Genomic DNA, 16,983 nt, shown 5'->3' on the forward strand with positions numbered 1-16,983 from the left:
TGTCTGCCCTCCCGCCGTGGGAGGCCTGTCTGCCCCCGCCCCGGCGGATCGGTCTGCCGCCGCCCCGGGAGACCGGTCTGCCCCCGCCCCGGACACCGGTCCGCCCCGTTCCAGGAAACGGGTCCGCCCTCGCCCAGGAACCCGGGCTACCTCCGCCCCAGGAAGATCGGGTTCGTGAACGCCGCCAGTGCCCCCGGCAGGGGGCCCGCCGCCGCCTCGTGGCGCAGTTCCGCCCGTACGTACGCCGCGTACGAGGCGGTCGTCCGCCACTCCACGACGCCCTCGCCGGACACCGGCAGCGGTGCGCCGGTGAACAGCACGCCCTGGTCCGTCACGAAGCGCACCGTGCAGCGCGGGGCGCCCGTCACCTCCAGGCGGACGGTCACCGGGGTGTCGGCGTCCACGCGCAGCCGCTCGCCGATGCCGGCGTGCTCGCCCCGACCGCCGGACGCGGTGAAGGCCAGCGACACCTTCGCCGACTCGGCGACGTACGACCGTCCCGCCCGGATGCCCTCCTGGATGGCCTCCCGGGTCAGGTCGTCGGCGAAAACCACGGTCTGCGGGCGGCCGATCACGTCCGGGGCGCGGTGCGAGTCGCTGCTGCCCATCGCCGGGATCCAGCCGCGGCCGTCCCGCCCGTCCCGCCCGTCCCGCCCGTCCCGCACGGAGGCGACCAGCATGCCGTCCCAGTCCGCCAGCGCCACCTCGTCGTCGGGCGTGTAGGCCCCGTTCCACACCTCGACCGCGTCCGCCTCCCCGAACCCGAACTTCCAGTTGCAGCCGATGCAGGTGGCGTGCGGATGGGCCGGGACGACCAGGCCCCCGGCGCGGCGGATCTGGCGGGCGAAACGGCCGAAGCGGTTGTCGCGCGCCCGGTAGCGCCAGTCGACGAAGGTGCCGGGATCGGTGCCGAGGGCGACGACGTGGCCGTTGCGGGTCGTCACCTCCTCGCCGAGCAGGATCAGCAGGTCGTCCCCGGCCTCCTTCGCCCAGTGCGCGTGCGCCGAGTGCGTGTTGTGCTCGGAGGAGTTGATGTAGTCCAGTCCCGCCGCCCGCGCGAGCGCCGCGATCTCGGCGAGGGTGTAGCGGCCGTCGGAGTACACGGAGTGCAGGTGGCAGTCGCCCCGGTACCAGGCACGCCCCCGCCCCTTGGCGCGCTCGGGCGGATACACCGGCCGTACGGCCCTGCCCTCCTCCCCGTACGTCAGCGTGATCGTGATCTCGTACGACAGCCCCTGCGGGGCCACCGTGTACGGGCCGAGCGCGATGTGCCACACACCCGCCCGCACGGGCCCCGGCACGTACCCCGGTGTCGCCTCGTCGGCCCGGACGAAGAACTCCGTGCGCGCCCCGCCCGACCAGCCGCGGAAGCCCCGGCCGCCCAGGGCGGTGCCGCGCTCGTCGAAGAGGCCGATGTCGAGGGCGTTGCCCTGGGTGCCGGCCGGGACGGCGGGGCGGTCGTAGGTGTAGGCGACGTGGATCTCCCGGACCCCCGAGGGGACTTCGACCGGGACGTACACGAAGTCGGGGGAACCGGGCGGAAGGGTGCCGCGCACGGTCCTGGTCCGCGGATCCGGGCTGCTCCGGTCCGACGCCGAGGCGAAGCTCACGCTTCCCAAGGTAAGCGCGGCGGCGGCTCCCGTCACGAACAGGGCGCGTCTGCCCGGGCCGGTGCCGGCGTGGTCGTCCTCGCACATGCTGCTGCTCCCAGGTGTCGTCAGTGACATGACATCGGTGGTGCAGGGGTGGTGCGTGCAACCCTCGTATTGAGCCGTGAACTCCCGTGCAAGGAAAGGGGTTCGACGGATTGAGGGCCGGAAACGGCGCGGTGGGGACGCGGACCGCCGCGGTGGCCGGCGGGACGGGCCCGGCGTCCTGATCACCCCGCTCGTATGCTCGAAGGATGACGACTTCCGCGACCCCCGGAACCGGACCCACCGACCCCACGGGTCCCACCGAGAACTCCCTGCGTCGCGCCCTCAAACGCGCGCGGGACGGTGTCGCCCTCGACGTGTCCGAGGCCGCGGTGCTGCTCCAGGCCCGCGGCGTGCACCTCGACGCGCTCACCGAGTCCGCCGCCCGGGTCCGGGACGCGGGCCTGGCGGCGGCCGGGCGCCCCGGCGTCATCACCTACTCGAAGAGCGTCTTCGTCCCGCTGACCCGGCTGTGCCGGGACAAGTGCCACTACTGCACCTTCGTCACCGTCCCCGGCAAGCTGCGCCGCGAGGGCCACGGGATGTTCATGTCCCCCGACGAGGTCCTCGACATCGCCCGGCGCGGCGCCGCCCTCGGCTGCAAGGAAGCCCTCATCACCCTCGGCGACAAGCCCGAGGACCGCTGGCCCGAGGCCCGCGAATGGCTCGACGCGCACGGCTACGACGACACGATCGCCTACGTCCGCGCCATCTCGATCCGGATCCTGGAGGAGACGGGCCTCCTGCCGCATCTCAACCCCGGCGTCATGACCTGGACGGACTTCCAGCGGCTCAAGCCCGTGGCGCCCTCCATGGGCATGATGCTGGAGACCACCGCCACCCGCCTGTGGTCCGAGCCCGGCGGCCCGCACCACGGCTCCCCGGACAAGGAACCCGCCGTACGGCTGCGCGTCCTGGAGGACGCCGGCCGCTCCTCGGTCCCCTTCACCTCCGGCATCCTCATCGGCATCGGCGAGACCTACGAGGAGCGCGCGGAGTCGCTGTTCGCCCTCCGCAAGGTCTCCCGCGCCTACCACGGCGTCCAGGAACTGATCATCCAGAACTTCCGCGCCAAACCGGACACGGCGATGCGCGGCATGCCGGACGCGGAACTGGACGAGCTGGTCGCCACGGTGGCCGTCGCGCGGCACATCATGGGCCCGTCCGCCTGCCTCCAGGCCCCGCCGAATTTGGTCGACTCGGAGTACGAGCGGCTGATCGGCGCGGGCGTCGACGACTGGGGCGGGGTCTCCCCGCTCACCATCGACCACGTCAACCCCGAGCGCCCCTGGCCGCGGATCGACGAACTCGCCGAGCGGTCCCGGACGGCCGGCTTCGAGCTGCGTGAACGTCTCTGCGTCTACCCGGAGTTCGTCCAGCGCGGCGAGCCCTGGCTGGACCCGCGGCTGCGCCCGCACGTGGCGGCCCTCGCCGACCCGGCCACCGGCCTGGCCCGCCCGGACGCCACGGTCGAGGGCCACCCGTGGCAGGAACCGGACGAGGCGTTCACCGCGACCGGCCGCACCGACCTGCACACGGCCATCGACACCGAGGGCCGTACCTCGGACCGCCGCGACGACTTCGACGAGGTGTACGGCGACTGGGGCGCCCTGCGCGAGGCCGCCGCCCCCGGCATGGCACCGGAGCGCATCGACACCGACGTACGCCAGGCGCTGGCGACGGCGGCCGACGACCCGACGCGGCTGACGGACGACGAGGCCCTCGCCCTGCTGCACGCCGACGGCCCGGCGCTGGACGCCCTGTGCAAGGTGGCCGACGACGTCCGCAAGTCGGTGACCGGCGACGACGTGACATACATCGTCACCCGGAACATCAACTTCACGAACGTCTGCTACACCGGCTGCCGCTTCTGCGCCTTTGCCCAGCGCCGCACCGACGCCGACGCGTACACGCTCTCCCTGGAGCAGGTCGCCGACCGCGCGCAGCAGGCCTGGGACGTGGGCGCGGTCGAGGTCTGCATGCAGGGCGGCATCCACCCGGACCTGCCCGGCACGGCGTACTTCGACATCGCGAAGGCCGTCAAGGAACGCGTCCCCGGCATGCACGTGCACGCCTTCTCGCCCATGGAGGTCGTCAACGGCGCCACCCGCACCGGGATGTCCGTCCGCGAGTGGCTGAGCGCGGCCAGGGAGGCGGGCCTGGACTCGATCCCGGGCACGGCGGCGGAGATCCTCGACGACGAGGTCCGCTGGATCCTGACCAAGGGCAAGCTGCCGACGGCGACGTGGATCGAGGTCATCGAGACGGCGCACGAACTGGGCATCCGTTCCAGCTCCACGATGATGTACGGCCACGTCGACCAGCCCCGCCACTGGCTCGGCCACCTGCGCACCCTGGCCCGCATCCAGCAGCGCACGGGCGGTTTCACGGAGTTCGTGACGCTCCCCTTCATCCACACCAACGCGCCGGTCTACCTCGCCGGGATCGCCCGCCCCGGTCCGACGGTCCGCGACAACCGCGCGGTCACGGCGATGGCCCGCCTCCTCCTGCACCCGTACATCCCCAACATCCAGACGAGTTGGGTGAAACTGGGCACGGAGGGTGCGGCGGAGATGCTCCGTTCCGGCGCGAACGACCTCGGCGGCACCCTGATGGAGGAGACGATCTCCCGCATGGCGGGCTCGTCCTACGGCTCGTACAAGTCGGTCAAGGACCTGATCGCGGTCGCGGACGCGGCGGGCCGCCCGGCCAGGCCCCGGACGACGCTGTACGGCCCGGTGCCCGAGGAGCGGCAGCGCGCGGCGACGGCGTCGGACGGTCACCTGCCGGAGCTGCTGCCGGTACTGGACTGACACCCGGCCGGGGCAGGGGCACGGGCCGCCCGCAGTACGATGATCGGGCCCCCGGTGTGTCGGGGTTCTCGTAGCTGAGGAGATGCGTGCCCGTGCCTGCCCGACTTCCCTCATGGGCCTGGGTCTCCGGTCTGACCGTGGGGGCGGTCGCGGCGGTGACCGCCCTGGCCGTACAGGCGGACCAGGGTCCCCGTCCCACCGCCGCGGCCGCCGAGCCGAGCCCGTCGGCCTCGGCCGACGCGCACCCGGCACCGAAGGAGACCGCGCCGGCTCCGGTACCGGACGGCTCCGGCACCGGGCGGCGCGTCGTCTACTCGGTCGGGCAGGACCGGGTGTGGCTGGTCGACGCCAGCGACGCCGCCCGGCGGTCCTTCACGGTGTGGCCGGGCACGGTCGACCCCGACCCCGGCAAGTACAGCGTCGGCACCCGCCGCCAGGATCCGACGACGGGCTCCGACGGGGTTCAGGTCGAGCAGATCATGTACTTCGCCCAGGAGGACGGCGTCTGGGTCGCCTTCTCCAACGCCGTGGACGGCTCCTCGCCGCCTCCGGCCTCCGCCGGCGCGAAGACGGGCGGCATACGGCTGCCCAAGGCGGACGGTGACGCGCTCTGGGCGTTCGGCACCTCCGGGACGACGGTCACTGTGGTCGAGTAGCCTCCGCCTGCCCGAACGGCATGTTGGCGACGATCAGCACGACACCGCTGAGCAGGAAGACCCGCGTCGCCGCGTCCAGGCCGTTCCAGTCCTCCGACTGCCACATCGCGAACCACTCCCCGCCGATCGCGATGAACCCGGCCCCGAAGAGCAGCATCAGCATGAGCGTGCCGTACGTGGTCATGCGCCGTGCGGGGGTGTGGTCCCGGCGTATCCAGAGCCAGGTCGCGTAGACCAGCACGAGTGCGGCGACCGTCTCCCAGGCGATGATCGCGACGTAGGCGGCGTCCTGTACGCCCGTGTTCGTGATCGCCCGCCACATCAGGTCGTCGTCCTTGAAGGTCGTGTCCATCGCCAGGACGTGGTGCACGAACTGCTGGTTGCTGTCGAAGTCCGTGATGTTCCCCAGGGCCACGAGGGCGATGTAGAGGGCGAGGACCGCGGTCAGGGCGGTGGCTGCGAGAGGGAGCGTGCGTGGGATGTTGGCCATGGAAGCACTATCTCGGAGCGCGCGCCGTTCCAGGTGGCTAGGGTCGGAAAACGTGATCTCCCCGAAGCGCTCCGTCGACGACCTGCCCGGCGACCCGCGGCGACTGAACCTGGAGTACCGGTCGTGGCACTTCGTCAGCTCGGAGGGTGACCGGCAAGGCCTCGACGAATGGCACGTGTCCGTCTGGGCGAACCGGTTCCTGGACCGGCCCAAGTGGTCCGCGACGAAGACCGTCCAGGACGACATCGGTTCGATGCGGTTCTTCCGGCTGCGGATGGACGACAGGTTCAGCCCCTTCCCGTTCGCCGACGCCGAAAGCTACGACACGGGGCTCTCCAACCTGGTCCTGGGCGTCTACGACCTGGGCGGGGGCGGCTACCGCCAGGAGTTCCGGGACGCCATGACGTGCCCCGACGGCGACCTGCTCGTCCTCTTCGACGTACGGCTGGAGGAGGCCTGGCGGGGCTTCGGTCTGGGGCCGATCCTCGCCTCCGAGGCGATCTGGCACCTCGCCGACGGCTGCAGCGCGGTCGCCACCGGCACGCATCCGTGGGAGAGCGTCGGCTTCCGGCGCCACGTCAGTCCGCTCGGCCACCTCCTGGACCCCGGGAGCGGCGAAGCACGCGCCCTGCGGGACGAGCGGCGCCGAGACCTCGACGCGCTGGCCGACGCCTACCGCGAGTCCCTCCGCCGCGGCCGGCCCCGCCGCCCGTGAACGTCGCGGAACCCGTCCGCGAGGCGTCCGCGATCCGGTGGTCCGCGATCCGGTGGTCCGCGACGCGGCGAGGTGTCCGGCTCGTTCGGCCGCTCACGGAGCGCCGACTCGACGACTGGGACTGCCGTCCGAGGAGGCGGCACAGGTCGTGGCCGAGATGGCGGCGAATGCCGTCCGGCACGGGCAGGCGGCCGACGCCCGGGGCGACCGGGTCCCGTGCGGCCGGGAGGGTCGCGTAGCCCACCCACCGCCCTTTTGCGTGAACACTCGACGGGAGAATGTCCTCCAGTCGCTCAAATGAGCCTCCCGTGAACAGTCAGGCCCGAAGTGTTCACGCTTTACGGCACGACAGGGCCCTCCGCGGCGGCCAGGAAGAGCGCGGCCGCGTTCAGGACCAGGTAGCCGGCGGGGAAGGCGATGTTGTGGAAGACCCGCGTGCGCAGGTGCGCGACGACCGCGCCGACGAAGAAGAGGACGAGACCCACCGCCGCGGCGACGCCGAGGGACCGCGGGCCCAGGAGACCGATGAGGAGCCCGGCGGCTCCGGCGGCCTTGAGCACGGCGAGTCCCGGGATCCACGACGCCGGGACCTTCACCTCGGCCGAGTTGGCGAGGACGAACCGGGCCCCCGTCAGGTCCGCGACGGCGATTCCGGCGTTCGCCGCGACCGCGACGACGGTGACGATGACGTAGGCCGTGAACACGTGCCTTACCTCCCACTCGTTTTCCCTGGGTCAAGCCTCGGTCCCGTCCCGCCGCGACGTCCAATACCTGCGCCTATAACCTGGCGGCATGGATGTCGACACGCGGCTGCTGCGGTACTTCGTGGCCGTGGCGGAGGAAGGGAGCCTCACCCGGGCCGCCGAGCGGCTGTTCGTCTCCCAGCCCGCGCTGACCAAGCAGATCCGGCAGTTGGAGGCCGGGCTCGGAGTGGACCTGTTCACGCGGTCGAGGACGGGCATGACCCTCACCGGGCCGGGCCGGGCCCTCGCGGACCGGGTCCCCGCCCTGCTGGCCGGGTGGCAGGCGGCGCTGCGGGAGACGAGGTCCGCGGCGAGCCGGGCGGCCCGCGTCCTGCGGGTCGGGTTCCTCGCCAGCGCCGCCAACGAGGCGACGCAGCCGATCATCGCCGAGTTCGCCCGGCGCCGGCCGGGCTGGCGAGCCGAGATGCGCCAGGCCTCCTGGTCGAACCCCGCCGCCGGGCTCGCGGACTCGGACGTCGACGTCGCCCTCGTGCGGCTGCCGTTCCCGGGTCAGGACGCGCTGCGGGTGACGGTGCTGTTCAGCGAACCCCGCTGCGTCGCCCTGCCCGAGGCGCACCCCCTCGCCGCTCGCGAGGTGATTGCCTTCCGGGACCTGTGGGACGAGCCGTTCGTGGCGGCCCCACCCGAAACGGGCCCGTGGCGGGAGCACTGGCTGGCCGCAGACGAGCGCGACGGCCACCCGGTGCGCATCGGCGCGGTCACCGAACAGCCGGACGACTGGCTCAGCGCCATCGCCAACGGATACGGCATCGCCCTCGCCCCCGAATCCGCGGCCCGCTTCTACACCCGCCCCGGCGTCGTCTACCGTCCCGTCACCGCAGTGAGCCCCAGCACGGTCGGTGTCGCCTGGGCACCCGCCGACGACACCGACCCCGTCGTCCAGGACTTCGTCCACTGCTGCCGCGAGGCACACATCGCCACGTGAACGTCTACACACCCGTCGGGCCCTGAACCAACCGCCCTCGTTCGAATACAGTGCTGGACGTCGTACGTAGGACAGCCGTGTGGGCAGTGCCGAGGGGAGGTCCAGTTGGGCGCGACAGCCGGTGCCGTCTGGGGGCGTGCCGAGCAGCAGGACTTCCGCAGCCGGGTACGCGGGACGCTGCTCGGGGCGGCCGTCGGGGACGCCCTCGGCGCGCCCGTCGACGGGCTGGACCTCGACGCCATCCGGGCGGCGCACGGCGCGGAGGGCCTCGCCGACCTGGCCTCCGCGTACGGCCGGCGCGGTGCCGTCACCCACCTCACGCAGCTCACCCTGTTCTCCGTGGACGGGCTGATCCGCGCGCAGGTACGGCGGGACACCGGCGCCTGGCATCCGCCGACCGACCTGCACCGGGCGTACCGGCGCTGGGCCGCCACCCAGCGCGACTGGGGGCCCGATCTGCGGCGCAAGGACGACGGCTGGCTGGCCCACGAGGAGTGGCTGTACGCCCGCCGGGACGCGTCACGCGCGCTGCTGCTCGGACTCGGCGACGAGACGATGGGTACGCCGGAAGCGCCGAAGAACCCCGGCGAGCGCGGGCCCGAGGCCGCCGCCAGGTCCGCGCCGTTCGGACTCCTGGTCGGCTGGGAGCCGCAACTGGTCGCCCAGCTCGCCGTGGAGTGCGCGGCGCAGACCCACGGCCACCCCACCGGCTACCTGGCGGCGGGCGCGTACGCGGTGATCGTGCACGGGCTGGCGCGCGGGGAGAGCCTGGACGGTGCCGTGCAGCGGGGACTCGCCCTGTTCGCCGCCAGACCGGGGCACCAGCCCGTGTCGGACGCCCTCCAGCACGCGCTCGGCGCGGTACGGCAAGGGCTGCCGGGCCCGGGACGGGTGACCGAACTGATCGGCCGGGGAACGGCGGAAGGACTGGTGGCCGCCGCCGTGTACTGCGCCCTCGTCGGCGAGGACGTACGGCACGGGTTGCGGCTCGCCGTCAACCACGGCGGGCCCTCCGCCACGACCGGCGCCCTCACCGGCGGACTGCTCGGCGCGCTGCACGGGGAGACGGCCCTCCCGCCGGCCTGGCTGGCCGAGCTGGAGGGCCGCCCGACGATCCTGGAACTGGCCGACGACTTCGCCATGGAGATGACCCAGGGCCCCGCGCTGCACGGCCCCGCGGGGTCGTCACCGGGGTGGCTGACCCGCTACCCGCGGGCCTAGCCGACCGGCCGGGAAACGGGTCGGGCGGGGGAAGCGGAAAACGGGGCGGGCGGGCAGCGGGAGGACGGGGCGGGAAGGGCGAGTCGGGCAGACGCTTCAGGATTCGACGAGCGCCCGTCACCGGGCCGCGGCTAGCGTGGCGGCCATGGACATCACCATTCACACGAGCGTCCTCCCGCACGACGACCCGGACGCGGCCGTGGCCTTCTACCGCGACGTCCTCGGCTTCGAGGTCCGCCAGGACGTCGGGAACGGCAAGATGCGCTGGATCACGGTCGGCCCGGCCGACCAGCCCGACACCTCCCTCCTCCTCGCGCCGCCCGCCGTCGACCCCGGCGTCACCGACGCCGAGCGCCGCACCATCGCCGAGATGATGGCCAAGGGCACCTACGGCTGGATCCTGCTGGCCACCAAGGACCTCGACGGCGTCTTCGAGCGGGTGAGGGCCGAGAACGCCGAGATCGTCCAGGAGCCGACCGAGCAGCCGTACGGTGTGCGCGACTGCGCCTTCCGCGACCCCGCCGGCAACCAGGTCCGCATCCAGGAAGTGCGCTGAGCCCGACCGGCGCCCCCGGCAGGCGGGGGCACCGGTCACTCACCCCCGCCCGGGGGGGGGGGACCGGCCGCGGTCCTAGTCACCCACCCGGGTCCGTCCCACCGCGTCCTCCACCCCGCCCGAGGGCGTCGGGATCGCGGCCGCCGCGCCGGAGGCGTCGTCGTCGCCGTCCGTGTTGACCCGCTCGATGATGGCGAGCCGTTCCGGGGTGTCCTCCGGCTTCAGGAAGCCGATCAGGACGTACAGGACCAGCGACACGGCCAGCGGGATCGACACCTGGTACTCCAGCGGCACCCCGCCCTCCACGCTCCAGTTGATCGGGTAGTTGACCAGCCAGAAGGCGAGCAGACCCATCGCCCAGCTCGTCAGCGCGGCCGTCGGGCCCGAGCGGCGGAAGGGCCGGAGCAGACCGAGCATCATCGGGATCGCGATCGGGCCCATCAGACCGGCGACCCACTTGATCACGACCGTGATGATGTCCTTGAACGTCGGCGAGTCGACCTGCGTCGCCACCGCCATCGACAGCCCGAGGAAGACGACCGTCGTCAGCCGCGCCGCCAGCAGCCCGGAACGCCGGCCCCACGCCCGCGCCCGGGTCGACAGCACCGGCGCCACGTCACGGGTGAACACGGCCGCGATGGCGTTGGCGTCCGAGGAGCACATGGCCATGGTGTGCGAGAAGAAGCCGACGATGACCAGGCCCAGCAGGCCGTGCGGCAGCAGTTGCTCGGTCATCAGGGCGTAGGAGTCGGAGCCGTCCGCCTTCTGCGACTCCACCAGCAGCGGGGCCATCCACATCGGGAAGAACAGCACCAGCGGCCAGACCAGCCACAGCACCGCCGACAGCCGCGCCGACCGCTCGGCCTCGCGGGCGTTGCTCGTGGCCATGTAGCGCTGGGCCTGGTTGAGCATGCCGCCGTTGTACTCGAAGAGCTTGATGAACAGGTAGGCGAGCAGGAACACCGCTCCGTACGGGCCGACCAGCGGTTCGGCGTGGCCCTGGAGTTCGGGCTCGTCCCAGACCCCGAAGAAGCCGCCGTGGTCGCCGAGCTTCATGACGACCGCGACGAACATCGCGATGCCGGCCAGCAACTGGATGACGAACTGGCCCAGCTCGGTCAGCGCGTCCGCCCACAGGCCGCCGATCGTGCAGTAGACGCCCGTGACGATGCCGGTGATCAGGATGCCCTGGTTGAGGGAGAGGCCGGTGAAGACCGACAGCAGCGTGGCGATGGCCGCCCACTTCGCGGCCACGTCCACGATCTTCAGCAGCATGCCGGACCAGGCCAGGGCCTGCTGGGTGGGCAGGTTGTACCGGTTCTTCAGGTACTCCAGGGGAGAGGCCACGTGCAGCCGTGAGCGCAGCCGGTTGATGCGCGGCGCGAACAGCCTGGACCCGATGGCGATACCGAGCGCGATGGGGAAGGACCAGGTGACGAAGGACGTGACGCCGTAGGTGTAGGCGATGCCCGCGTACCCGGTGAACATCACCGCGCTGTAGCCCGACATGTGGTGGGAGATGCCGGAGAGCCACCAGGGCATCTTGCCGCCGGCCGTGAAGAAGTCGCTGACGTCGTCCACGCGTTTGTGCGACCAGACGCCGATCGCCACCATGACGGCGAAGTAGCCGATGAGCACGGACCAGTCGAGACCGTTCATGTGCCCCCTTCCGGGGTCCGCCTTGTGAACACCGCTCAGCTCGCTGACACTTCGCACGAGCGGTGTAAGGGCGAGGCAGGCCGCGAAGTGCCCGCTCATCGTGGGTGCGTCGACGCGGGCACGACAAGGAAGGGGAGGGTCAAGAGCCGGTAAAAAGGTTCGGCTCACTGACCTCGGTTCACCTACATGAACAACGCCGCGGGGGTCCGGAAGCCGCCTACTTCAGCTCGTCCGGGCACGGCGTACCCCGCTTCAGGCCGTACGGGGACGCCAGCCGGTAGGTGCCCGCCTCGGGCGCGATCAGCGTCGTCCACTTGTCGCCGTCGGCGGTCTCCTCCGTCTCCATCAGGCAGCCGTTGACGTTCTCGTACGTCTTCGGCGTGCCCTCCGGGCTGTTCTCGGAGGCCTCGGTCTCCTGGGGCGGCTCGAGCTTGTTGCCCTCGGCGTCGACGAGGCTCAGCCACGGCGAGTACGGCATCCGGATCAGGATGCGGCCCGGCTGCTTCACGTCGATGATCCACTCGTCCTGCTCGGCCCGCTGGACGACCGCGTCCGGCTCCGCCAGCGGCGTCGGGTCGAGCACCTCGAAGAGCTGCCAGTTGGCGTCGCCCCAGACCTGCTTCAAATACGGCAGCCCCCGTTGCAGCAGCTCCCGCTCGCGTTTGCCGCCGTCACCGTCCGGCTCGCCCTTGGGCAGCACCACGTAGTGCACGGCCCAGCGCTTCAGCCACTCGCGGTAGTTCGCCGAGTTGAGCGTGTCGTCGTAGAAGAGCGGGTTGCGCTCCATGTCGGCCTGGCGGGTCCAGCCGCGGGCCAGGTTCACGTACGGCGCCAGCGCCGACGCCTCCCGGTGGGAGCGGGCGGGCACGGCCTCGACCCGGCCCCTCTCCGCGCCGACCTCCTGCAACTCGTTCAGGAGCGGCGCCAGCTCGCGTGCCCAGGACGCGGTCGGCTGGGTGTGGATGACGTCGTCGGCCGACTTGAAGCCGATCCAGCCGACGAAGCCGACGAGGGAGAGCACGAGCGCGTACCACTTGCGCGTCCGCGCCACCGTGAACGGCAGCGCGGCCACCAGCGCCACCCCGGCGAAGAGCATCGCGAGGCGCGTGATGTTGGAGCCGATCTGGGAGCTGATCAGCCAGACCAGCAGCACGGACAGGCCGTAGACCGCCGACGTGATCCGTACGGTGCGCCAGGTGGGCGGCACGAACACGTACACCAGAGCCGCGTACAGGACCGGCAGGACCGCCGAGCCGAAGGCCATCGGCTGCGTGCCGGAGAAGGGGAACAGCACGGCCGACAGGGCGACGACCGCGCTCGGGGCCAGGCCCAGCGACCAGGCGCCCGGGCGGCGCTTCTGGAGGAACAGCGCGACCGCCACCAGGCCCACGAACAGCCCCGAGACCGGCGAGGCCATCGTGGACAGCGCGGCCAGCGGCGCCGCGCACAGCCCCTTGGCCCACCGCTCGTACCGCCAGCGGTAGGGCCAGCAGAACACCACCGCCACCGCGCCGAGACCGAACATCATGCCCAGCCCGAACGTCACCCGCCCCGACGCCGCGTTGCCCAGCAGCCCGAACAGGCCCGCCAGCGACGCCCACAGCGGATTGCGGACCACCCGGCTGCGGATCAGGATCATCGTCAGCAGCCCGGCCGACAGCGTTCCCGCGATCATCATCGTCGTACGCACGCCGAGCATCGACATCAGATACGGCGAGACGACGCTGTACGACACCGGGTGCATGCCGCCGTACCAGGCGAGGTTGTACGCCGAGTCCGGATGCCGGCCGACGAACTCCGCCCACGCGTCCTGTGCGGCGAGGTCGCCGCCACTGTTCGCGAACGTGAAGAACCAGACGATGTGGAGGACCCCGGCCAGGGCGGTCACGGACAGCACGGGGTAGCGCAGCATGCGCTCGCGCAGGGCCAGGAACGCGCCCTTCACCGCGGACGGGGTTTCCGCTGCGGCGGGGTCGGGTCCGGCGCGGTCGGGTCCGGCGCGGTCGGGTCCGGCGCGGTCCGGCTCACGGCCGCCGTCCGCCGGGCCGTCGCCGGCCCTCCCGTTCTCCCCGCTCCGCCCGGCGTCCCCGCGGGGCGCGGGCACCTGTGGTCGCGGGCCGGCACCCTGGCCCGGATCGGTGTCGTCGGCGCGTGTCGGCTCCGCAGTGGCCACCTGAAGGCACTCCCCGTGTCCCGTCTTCTGCTTCGGCCGTGTCCCGTTTCCGCGACCGGCGACCTGCCCCGATTCGTGACGCTAGCACGCACTCCCGCGCCCTGGCTCCCTCCCCTGCGGGACCTCGCGGGGACCGTCCGGGGCCTTCCGGGAGCTTCCGGGACGCGAACGCCCCCGCGGCCGGGTGGCCCGCGGGAGCGTCCGCGTCGGTGGGGCCCGCACGGGCCGGTCGTCAGCCCAGGCGGGTCAGCTTGGCCGTGAGGGCGGGCTCCACGAGGTCCTCCTGCAGGGCGACCGGCACCTTCACCGCGCCTGCCGCCTCGCCGTCGCCCACCGTGAGCGTGCCGACCTTCGTGCCGGCCGCGGCCGTGTGCGGCACCTCGTCCGCCTCGAACGTCAGCTTGACGGTCAGCCCCGGCCAGCCGACGGCCTTGACGTCCTGCGTGGCGACGACCGGAGTCCGGCCGCCGAGCCCGTCGTCGACGTACCCGACGACGCTCCCCTTCTTCAGGATCGCCGACGACTCCAGCGTGTCCTGCGCGGCCCGGATCAGCTTGTCGCTGGAGTCCAGCGCGGCACCGAGGATGGTGTTGTCCTTGCCGCCGGCCGGCTGGCGCACCACGGCACCGACGATGGTCCGGGTCTCGCCGCCGACCTCCTTCTTCGCCGCGAAGACGAGGTTGCCGAGAGCGGAGGTGGTGGTGCCGGTCTTGATGCCGACGACGTTGTTGTGGCCGACCAGGTGGTTCCAGTTGGAGTGGTTGACGCCCTTGTAGTCGTCGTACGACATCTTCGCGGCGACCTCGCGGAAGGCGGGGGACTTCATCGCCTCCTTGGCCAGCTTCACCTGGTCCACGGCCGTGCTCACCGTGGTGTCGTTCAGGCCCGACGGGTCGGTGTACGTGGTGTTCGTCATGCCGAGGTCCTTCGCGGCGGCGTTCATCTTCTCCACGAACGCCTTCTCCGACCCCGCGTCCCAGCGGGCGAGCAGTCGCGCCACATTGTTCGCGGACGCGATCAGGATGGCTTCCAGGGCCTCGCGCTGGGAGATCGAGTCGCCCGCGAACACGTCGACCGTCGACTCCTGGCCGGCCTCGGACTGGTCCTCGGCCGTCTGGTCGATCTCGATCTTCGGTCCCTCGGCGCCGCTCTCGAGCGGGTGGTCGCGCAGAACGACGTACGCGGTCATGACCTTGGCGACACTCGCGATCGGCACGGGCTTCTGGTCGCCGGACGAGCCGAAGGTGCCGATGCCCTGCACGTCGAGCGCGGCCTGTCCACTGGACGGCCACGGGATCTCGGGCTTGCCGCCCTCGAAGGTGAAGCTGTCCTGTGCCGTGAGGTCGAGCTCCGGCGCGGGCAGCGGGCGCATGGACTGCACGACGCCGAAGACGATCACCAGCAGGATGACCAGAGGGGTCCAGATCTTGACCCGGCGCACCGTCGTCCGCAGCGGGGTCTCCGGCGGCGGCGGTGTGTTCGTCAGCTCCGCCAGCAGGTCCAGCGGCGGCTTCGGCGGCAGCGGCTGCTGCGTCGTCCGCTCGGGCCCGACCTGCGGCACGGCGGCGGTGACCCCGGTACGGGGTGCCTGCGGTGCCTTGGGGGCGGCCTTGGGGGCGGCCTTGGGGGCGGCCTTGGGGGCCTCGGCGGGGGGCTGCGGGGACCGTGGGATCTCTGGGGTCTGTGGGGCTTGTGAGGCCTGCGGTGCCTGTGGGGCCCGCGGGGGCTTGCGGGACGCCGGGTCGTCCGGGTGCCGGAGGGCGACGAACTTGCTGGTCCGCTCGGCGTCGGTCTCGGCGGCCCGGGCGGGGGCGTCTTCGTCCTTGCCGGTCTTGTCCTTCTTGTCGTTCCCGCCGGACTTCCCGGGCGCGGTGGCGGCGTCGCCCAGCTTCAGCATGGTGGTCGGCTGGTCGACGGCGGGCGCGGAGGGCCGCAGGGCCTTGAAGACGGCGGTGGGCTGATCGACGGGAGGCCCCTCGTCCCCGGTCGGGCCGGAGCGGCCGCCGGCGTCGCCCTCCGCGGGCTCCGCGGGCTCCGCGGGGTTCTCGGGCTCTTCGGGATCCTCGGCCGCGCCGGAGTCCGCGGGGGCGGCAGCGCCTTCGGCGTCGCGCTCCTCCGCGTCCCGCCGCTCGCCGGAGCCGCCGTCGGACTCGCCGCCCGCGCTCCCCTCGGCGTCCTGGGGCGGGTGGGTGTCCGTGGCCGTCGAGGTCGTGTCGCGTCGGTCCTGGGCCGGGTCGGTGTCCGCGGCCGTCGCGGTCGTGTCGCGTCGGTCCTGGGCCGGGTGGGTGTCCGTGGCCGTCGGGGTCGTGTCGCGTCGGTCCTGGGGCGGGTCGGTGTCCGCGGCCGTCGCGGTCGCGTCGCGTCGGTCCTGGGGCGGGTGGGTGTCCGTGGCCGTCGAGGTCGTGTCGCGTCGGTCCTGGGCCGGGTCGGTGTCCGCGGCCGTCGCGGTCGCGTCGCGTCCGTCCCCGGTCGGGGCGGCGTCCGCGGTGGTGTCCGGCCGGGAGCCCTCCGCGGGCCCCGTGCCCGGCGTGTCCTCGGCGCCGGCCTTCGCGTCCTCGCTGCCCGCGTCCTCGCTGCCCGCGTTCGCGGCGGCCCGCTCGTCCGCGGTCGCCACCCAGGCCGCGACGGCGTCCCGCAGCCGGACGTCACCGGCGGCGACGGGTTCGGCGCCGCCGCCCTCGGACGCGTCGGAGACGTCGGGTGCGTCAGACGTACCGGGCGTCGTGCCGGACGCCTCGAGCGTCTCGGAGGGGCCGTCCTCGGCGGGGCCCTCCGGCCGCGCGTCGTCGACGGCGGCGCCCGCGTCCTCGGCGGCCTGGGCCTCGGCGTCCGCGTTTTCGGCGGCCTCGGAATCCGAGGCCGCCTCCGCTTCGTCCTCCGCCTCCGTCTCGCGGACCGACAGCACCCGGGTCGCCGTATCGACGCCCCCACGGGATCCGGCGGACCCGGTGGCCCCGGTGGACGCCGCCGGCTTCGCGTCCTCCCGTGCCACCGCCAGCCGCGGATCACGCGTCTCGCTCGCCTCGGTCCTGGCTTCGGGAACCGGACCCGCGCTCCCCGACGTCGGTTCTTCCGACGACTCGCGCTGCTTCGACCTGTCGGGGGACTCGCCCGCCACCGATGCCTCCTCCATGCGCCGCACGCCTCGTGCGCGCTACCGAACCCGTACCGAAACCATGTACCAGTGTCCTGTGTACGGGTGGAACCCACGCGGTAGACGAGAACGACATACCTACTGGTTCCACTACGAACCGGTCACGCACCCTCGACAGACCAATGTGAGAGGGGTCACCCTGTCTTTCATCCACGCGGGGAGG

The 16,983-nt window shown here is 72.6% G+C and carries 12 protein-coding genes; 6 read left to right on the forward strand and 6 right to left on the reverse strand.

The window, feature by feature from the left end:
• Positions 1 to 146 precede the first annotated feature (146 nt).
• Positions 147 to 1,697: a CehA/McbA family metallohydrolase gene (locus B1H29_RS21160; RefSeq protein ID WP_055417435.1), complete on the reverse strand. Its 1,551-nt coding sequence runs from the start codon at positions 1,695 to 1,697 to the stop codon at positions 147 to 149.
• Positions 1,698 to 1,903: 206 nt separating this feature from the next.
• Between B1H29_RS21160 and B1H29_RS21165 the strand changes: the two genes are divergently transcribed.
• Complete coding sequence (locus B1H29_RS21165; protein WP_055417434.1) at positions 1,904 to 4,507, forward strand: bifunctional FO biosynthesis protein CofGH; 2,604 nt, start codon at positions 1,904 to 1,906, stop codon at positions 4,505 to 4,507.
• 92 nt (positions 4,508 to 4,599) lie between these two features.
• Positions 4,600 to 5,163, forward strand: coding sequence for a hypothetical protein (locus B1H29_RS21170; RefSeq protein WP_167392551.1), 564 nt, complete (start codon positions 4,600 to 4,602; stop codon positions 5,161 to 5,163).
• Here the strand turns inward: B1H29_RS21170 and B1H29_RS21175 are convergent.
• Positions 5,147 to 5,653: a DUF2165 domain-containing protein gene (locus tag B1H29_RS21175; RefSeq protein ID WP_055417432.1), complete on the reverse strand. Its 507-nt coding sequence runs from the start codon at positions 5,651 to 5,653 to the stop codon at positions 5,147 to 5,149. The genes B1H29_RS21170 and B1H29_RS21175 overlap by 17 nt on opposite strands.
• A gap of 52 nt (positions 5,654 to 5,705) precedes the next feature.
• Here B1H29_RS21175 and B1H29_RS21180 point away from each other — a divergent pair, with 52 nt between their 5' ends.
• Positions 5,706 to 6,368: a hypothetical protein gene (locus B1H29_RS21180; RefSeq protein ID WP_055417431.1), complete on the forward strand. Its 663-nt coding sequence runs from the start codon at positions 5,706 to 5,708 to the stop codon at positions 6,366 to 6,368.
• Between the two features lie 338 nt (positions 6,369 to 6,706).
• On the opposite strand, the gene B1H29_RS21185 is transcribed toward B1H29_RS21180, so the two are convergent.
• Positions 6,707 to 7,072 carry a DoxX family protein gene (locus B1H29_RS21185; protein ID WP_055417430.1) on the reverse strand — a complete coding sequence of 122 codons (366 nt, stop codon included), beginning with the start codon at positions 7,070 to 7,072 and terminating at the stop codon, positions 6,707 to 6,709.
• 88 nt (positions 7,073 to 7,160) lie between these two features.
• On the opposite strand from B1H29_RS21185, the gene B1H29_RS21190 reads away from it, so the two are divergent.
• The 3 genes from B1H29_RS21190 to B1H29_RS21200 all read left to right on the forward strand — a co-directional run bounded on the left by B1H29_RS21190 (position 7,161) and on the right by B1H29_RS21200 (position 9,834).
• On the forward strand, positions 7,161 to 8,057 hold the full coding sequence (locus B1H29_RS21190) for a LysR family transcriptional regulator (protein ID WP_055417429.1): 897 nt from the start codon (positions 7,161 to 7,163) through the stop codon (positions 8,055 to 8,057).
• 105 nt (positions 8,058 to 8,162) lie between these two features.
• Complete coding sequence (locus tag B1H29_RS21195; protein WP_055417428.1) at positions 8,163 to 9,278, forward strand: ADP-ribosylglycohydrolase family protein; 1,116 nt, start codon at positions 8,163 to 8,165, stop codon at positions 9,276 to 9,278.
• 145 nt (positions 9,279 to 9,423) lie between these two features.
• Complete coding sequence (locus B1H29_RS21200; RefSeq protein WP_055417798.1) at positions 9,424 to 9,834, forward strand: VOC family protein; 411 nt, start codon at positions 9,424 to 9,426, stop codon at positions 9,832 to 9,834.
• A 75-nt stretch (positions 9,835 to 9,909) separates the two neighbouring features.
• Here the strand turns inward: B1H29_RS21200 and B1H29_RS21205 are convergent, their stop codons facing one another.
• The 3 genes from B1H29_RS21205 to B1H29_RS21215 all read right to left on the reverse strand — a co-directional run bounded on the left by B1H29_RS21205 (position 9,910) and on the right by B1H29_RS21215 (position 16,799).
• Complete coding sequence (locus B1H29_RS21205) at positions 9,910 to 11,493, reverse strand: sodium:solute symporter family protein (protein ID WP_055417427.1); 1,584 nt, start codon at positions 11,491 to 11,493, stop codon at positions 9,910 to 9,912.
• A gap of 217 nt (positions 11,494 to 11,710) precedes the next feature.
• Positions 11,711 to 13,666, reverse strand: a complete 1,956-nt coding sequence (locus tag B1H29_RS21210; protein ID WP_055417426.1) for a hypothetical protein — start codon at positions 13,664 to 13,666, stop codon at positions 11,711 to 11,713.
• Between the two features lie 232 nt (positions 13,667 to 13,898).
• Positions 13,899 to 16,799 carry a D-alanyl-D-alanine carboxypeptidase gene (locus B1H29_RS21215; protein WP_244209032.1) on the reverse strand — a complete coding sequence of 967 codons (2,901 nt, stop codon included), beginning with the start codon at positions 16,797 to 16,799 and terminating at the stop codon, positions 13,899 to 13,901.
• Between the last annotated feature and the right edge of the window lie 184 nt (positions 16,800 to 16,983).

Source organism: Streptomyces pactum (assembly GCF_002005225.1).
Classification (GTDB): domain Bacteria; phylum Actinomycetota; class Actinomycetes; order Streptomycetales; family Streptomycetaceae; genus Streptomyces; species Streptomyces pactum_A.

What these genes read in the sequence shown, in the direction of transcription:
- B1H29_RS21215 (WP_244209032.1), bottom strand. Translation starts at nt 16,799, where the DNA reads ATGGAGGAGGCATCGGTGGCGGGCGAGTCCCCCGACAGGTCGAAGCAG.
- B1H29_RS21160 (WP_055417435.1), bottom strand. Translation starts at nt 1,697, where the DNA reads ATGTGCGAGGACGACCACGCCGGCACCGGCCCGGGCAGACGCGCCCTG.
- B1H29_RS21205 (WP_055417427.1), bottom strand. Translation starts at nt 11,493, where the DNA reads ATGAACGGTCTCGACTGGTCCGTGCTCATCGGCTACTTCGCCGTCATG.
- B1H29_RS21175 (WP_055417432.1), bottom strand. Translation starts at nt 5,653, where the DNA reads ATGGCCAACATCCCACGCACGCTCCCTCTCGCAGCCACCGCCCTGACC.
- B1H29_RS21190 (WP_055417429.1), top strand. Translation starts at nt 7,161, where the DNA reads ATGGATGTCGACACGCGGCTGCTGCGGTACTTCGTGGCCGTGGCGGAG.
- B1H29_RS21200 (WP_055417798.1), top strand. Translation starts at nt 9,424, where the DNA reads ATGGACATCACCATTCACACGAGCGTCCTCCCGCACGACGACCCGGAC.
- B1H29_RS21165 (WP_055417434.1), top strand. Translation starts at nt 1,904, where the DNA reads ATGACGACTTCCGCGACCCCCGGAACCGGACCCACCGACCCCACGGGT.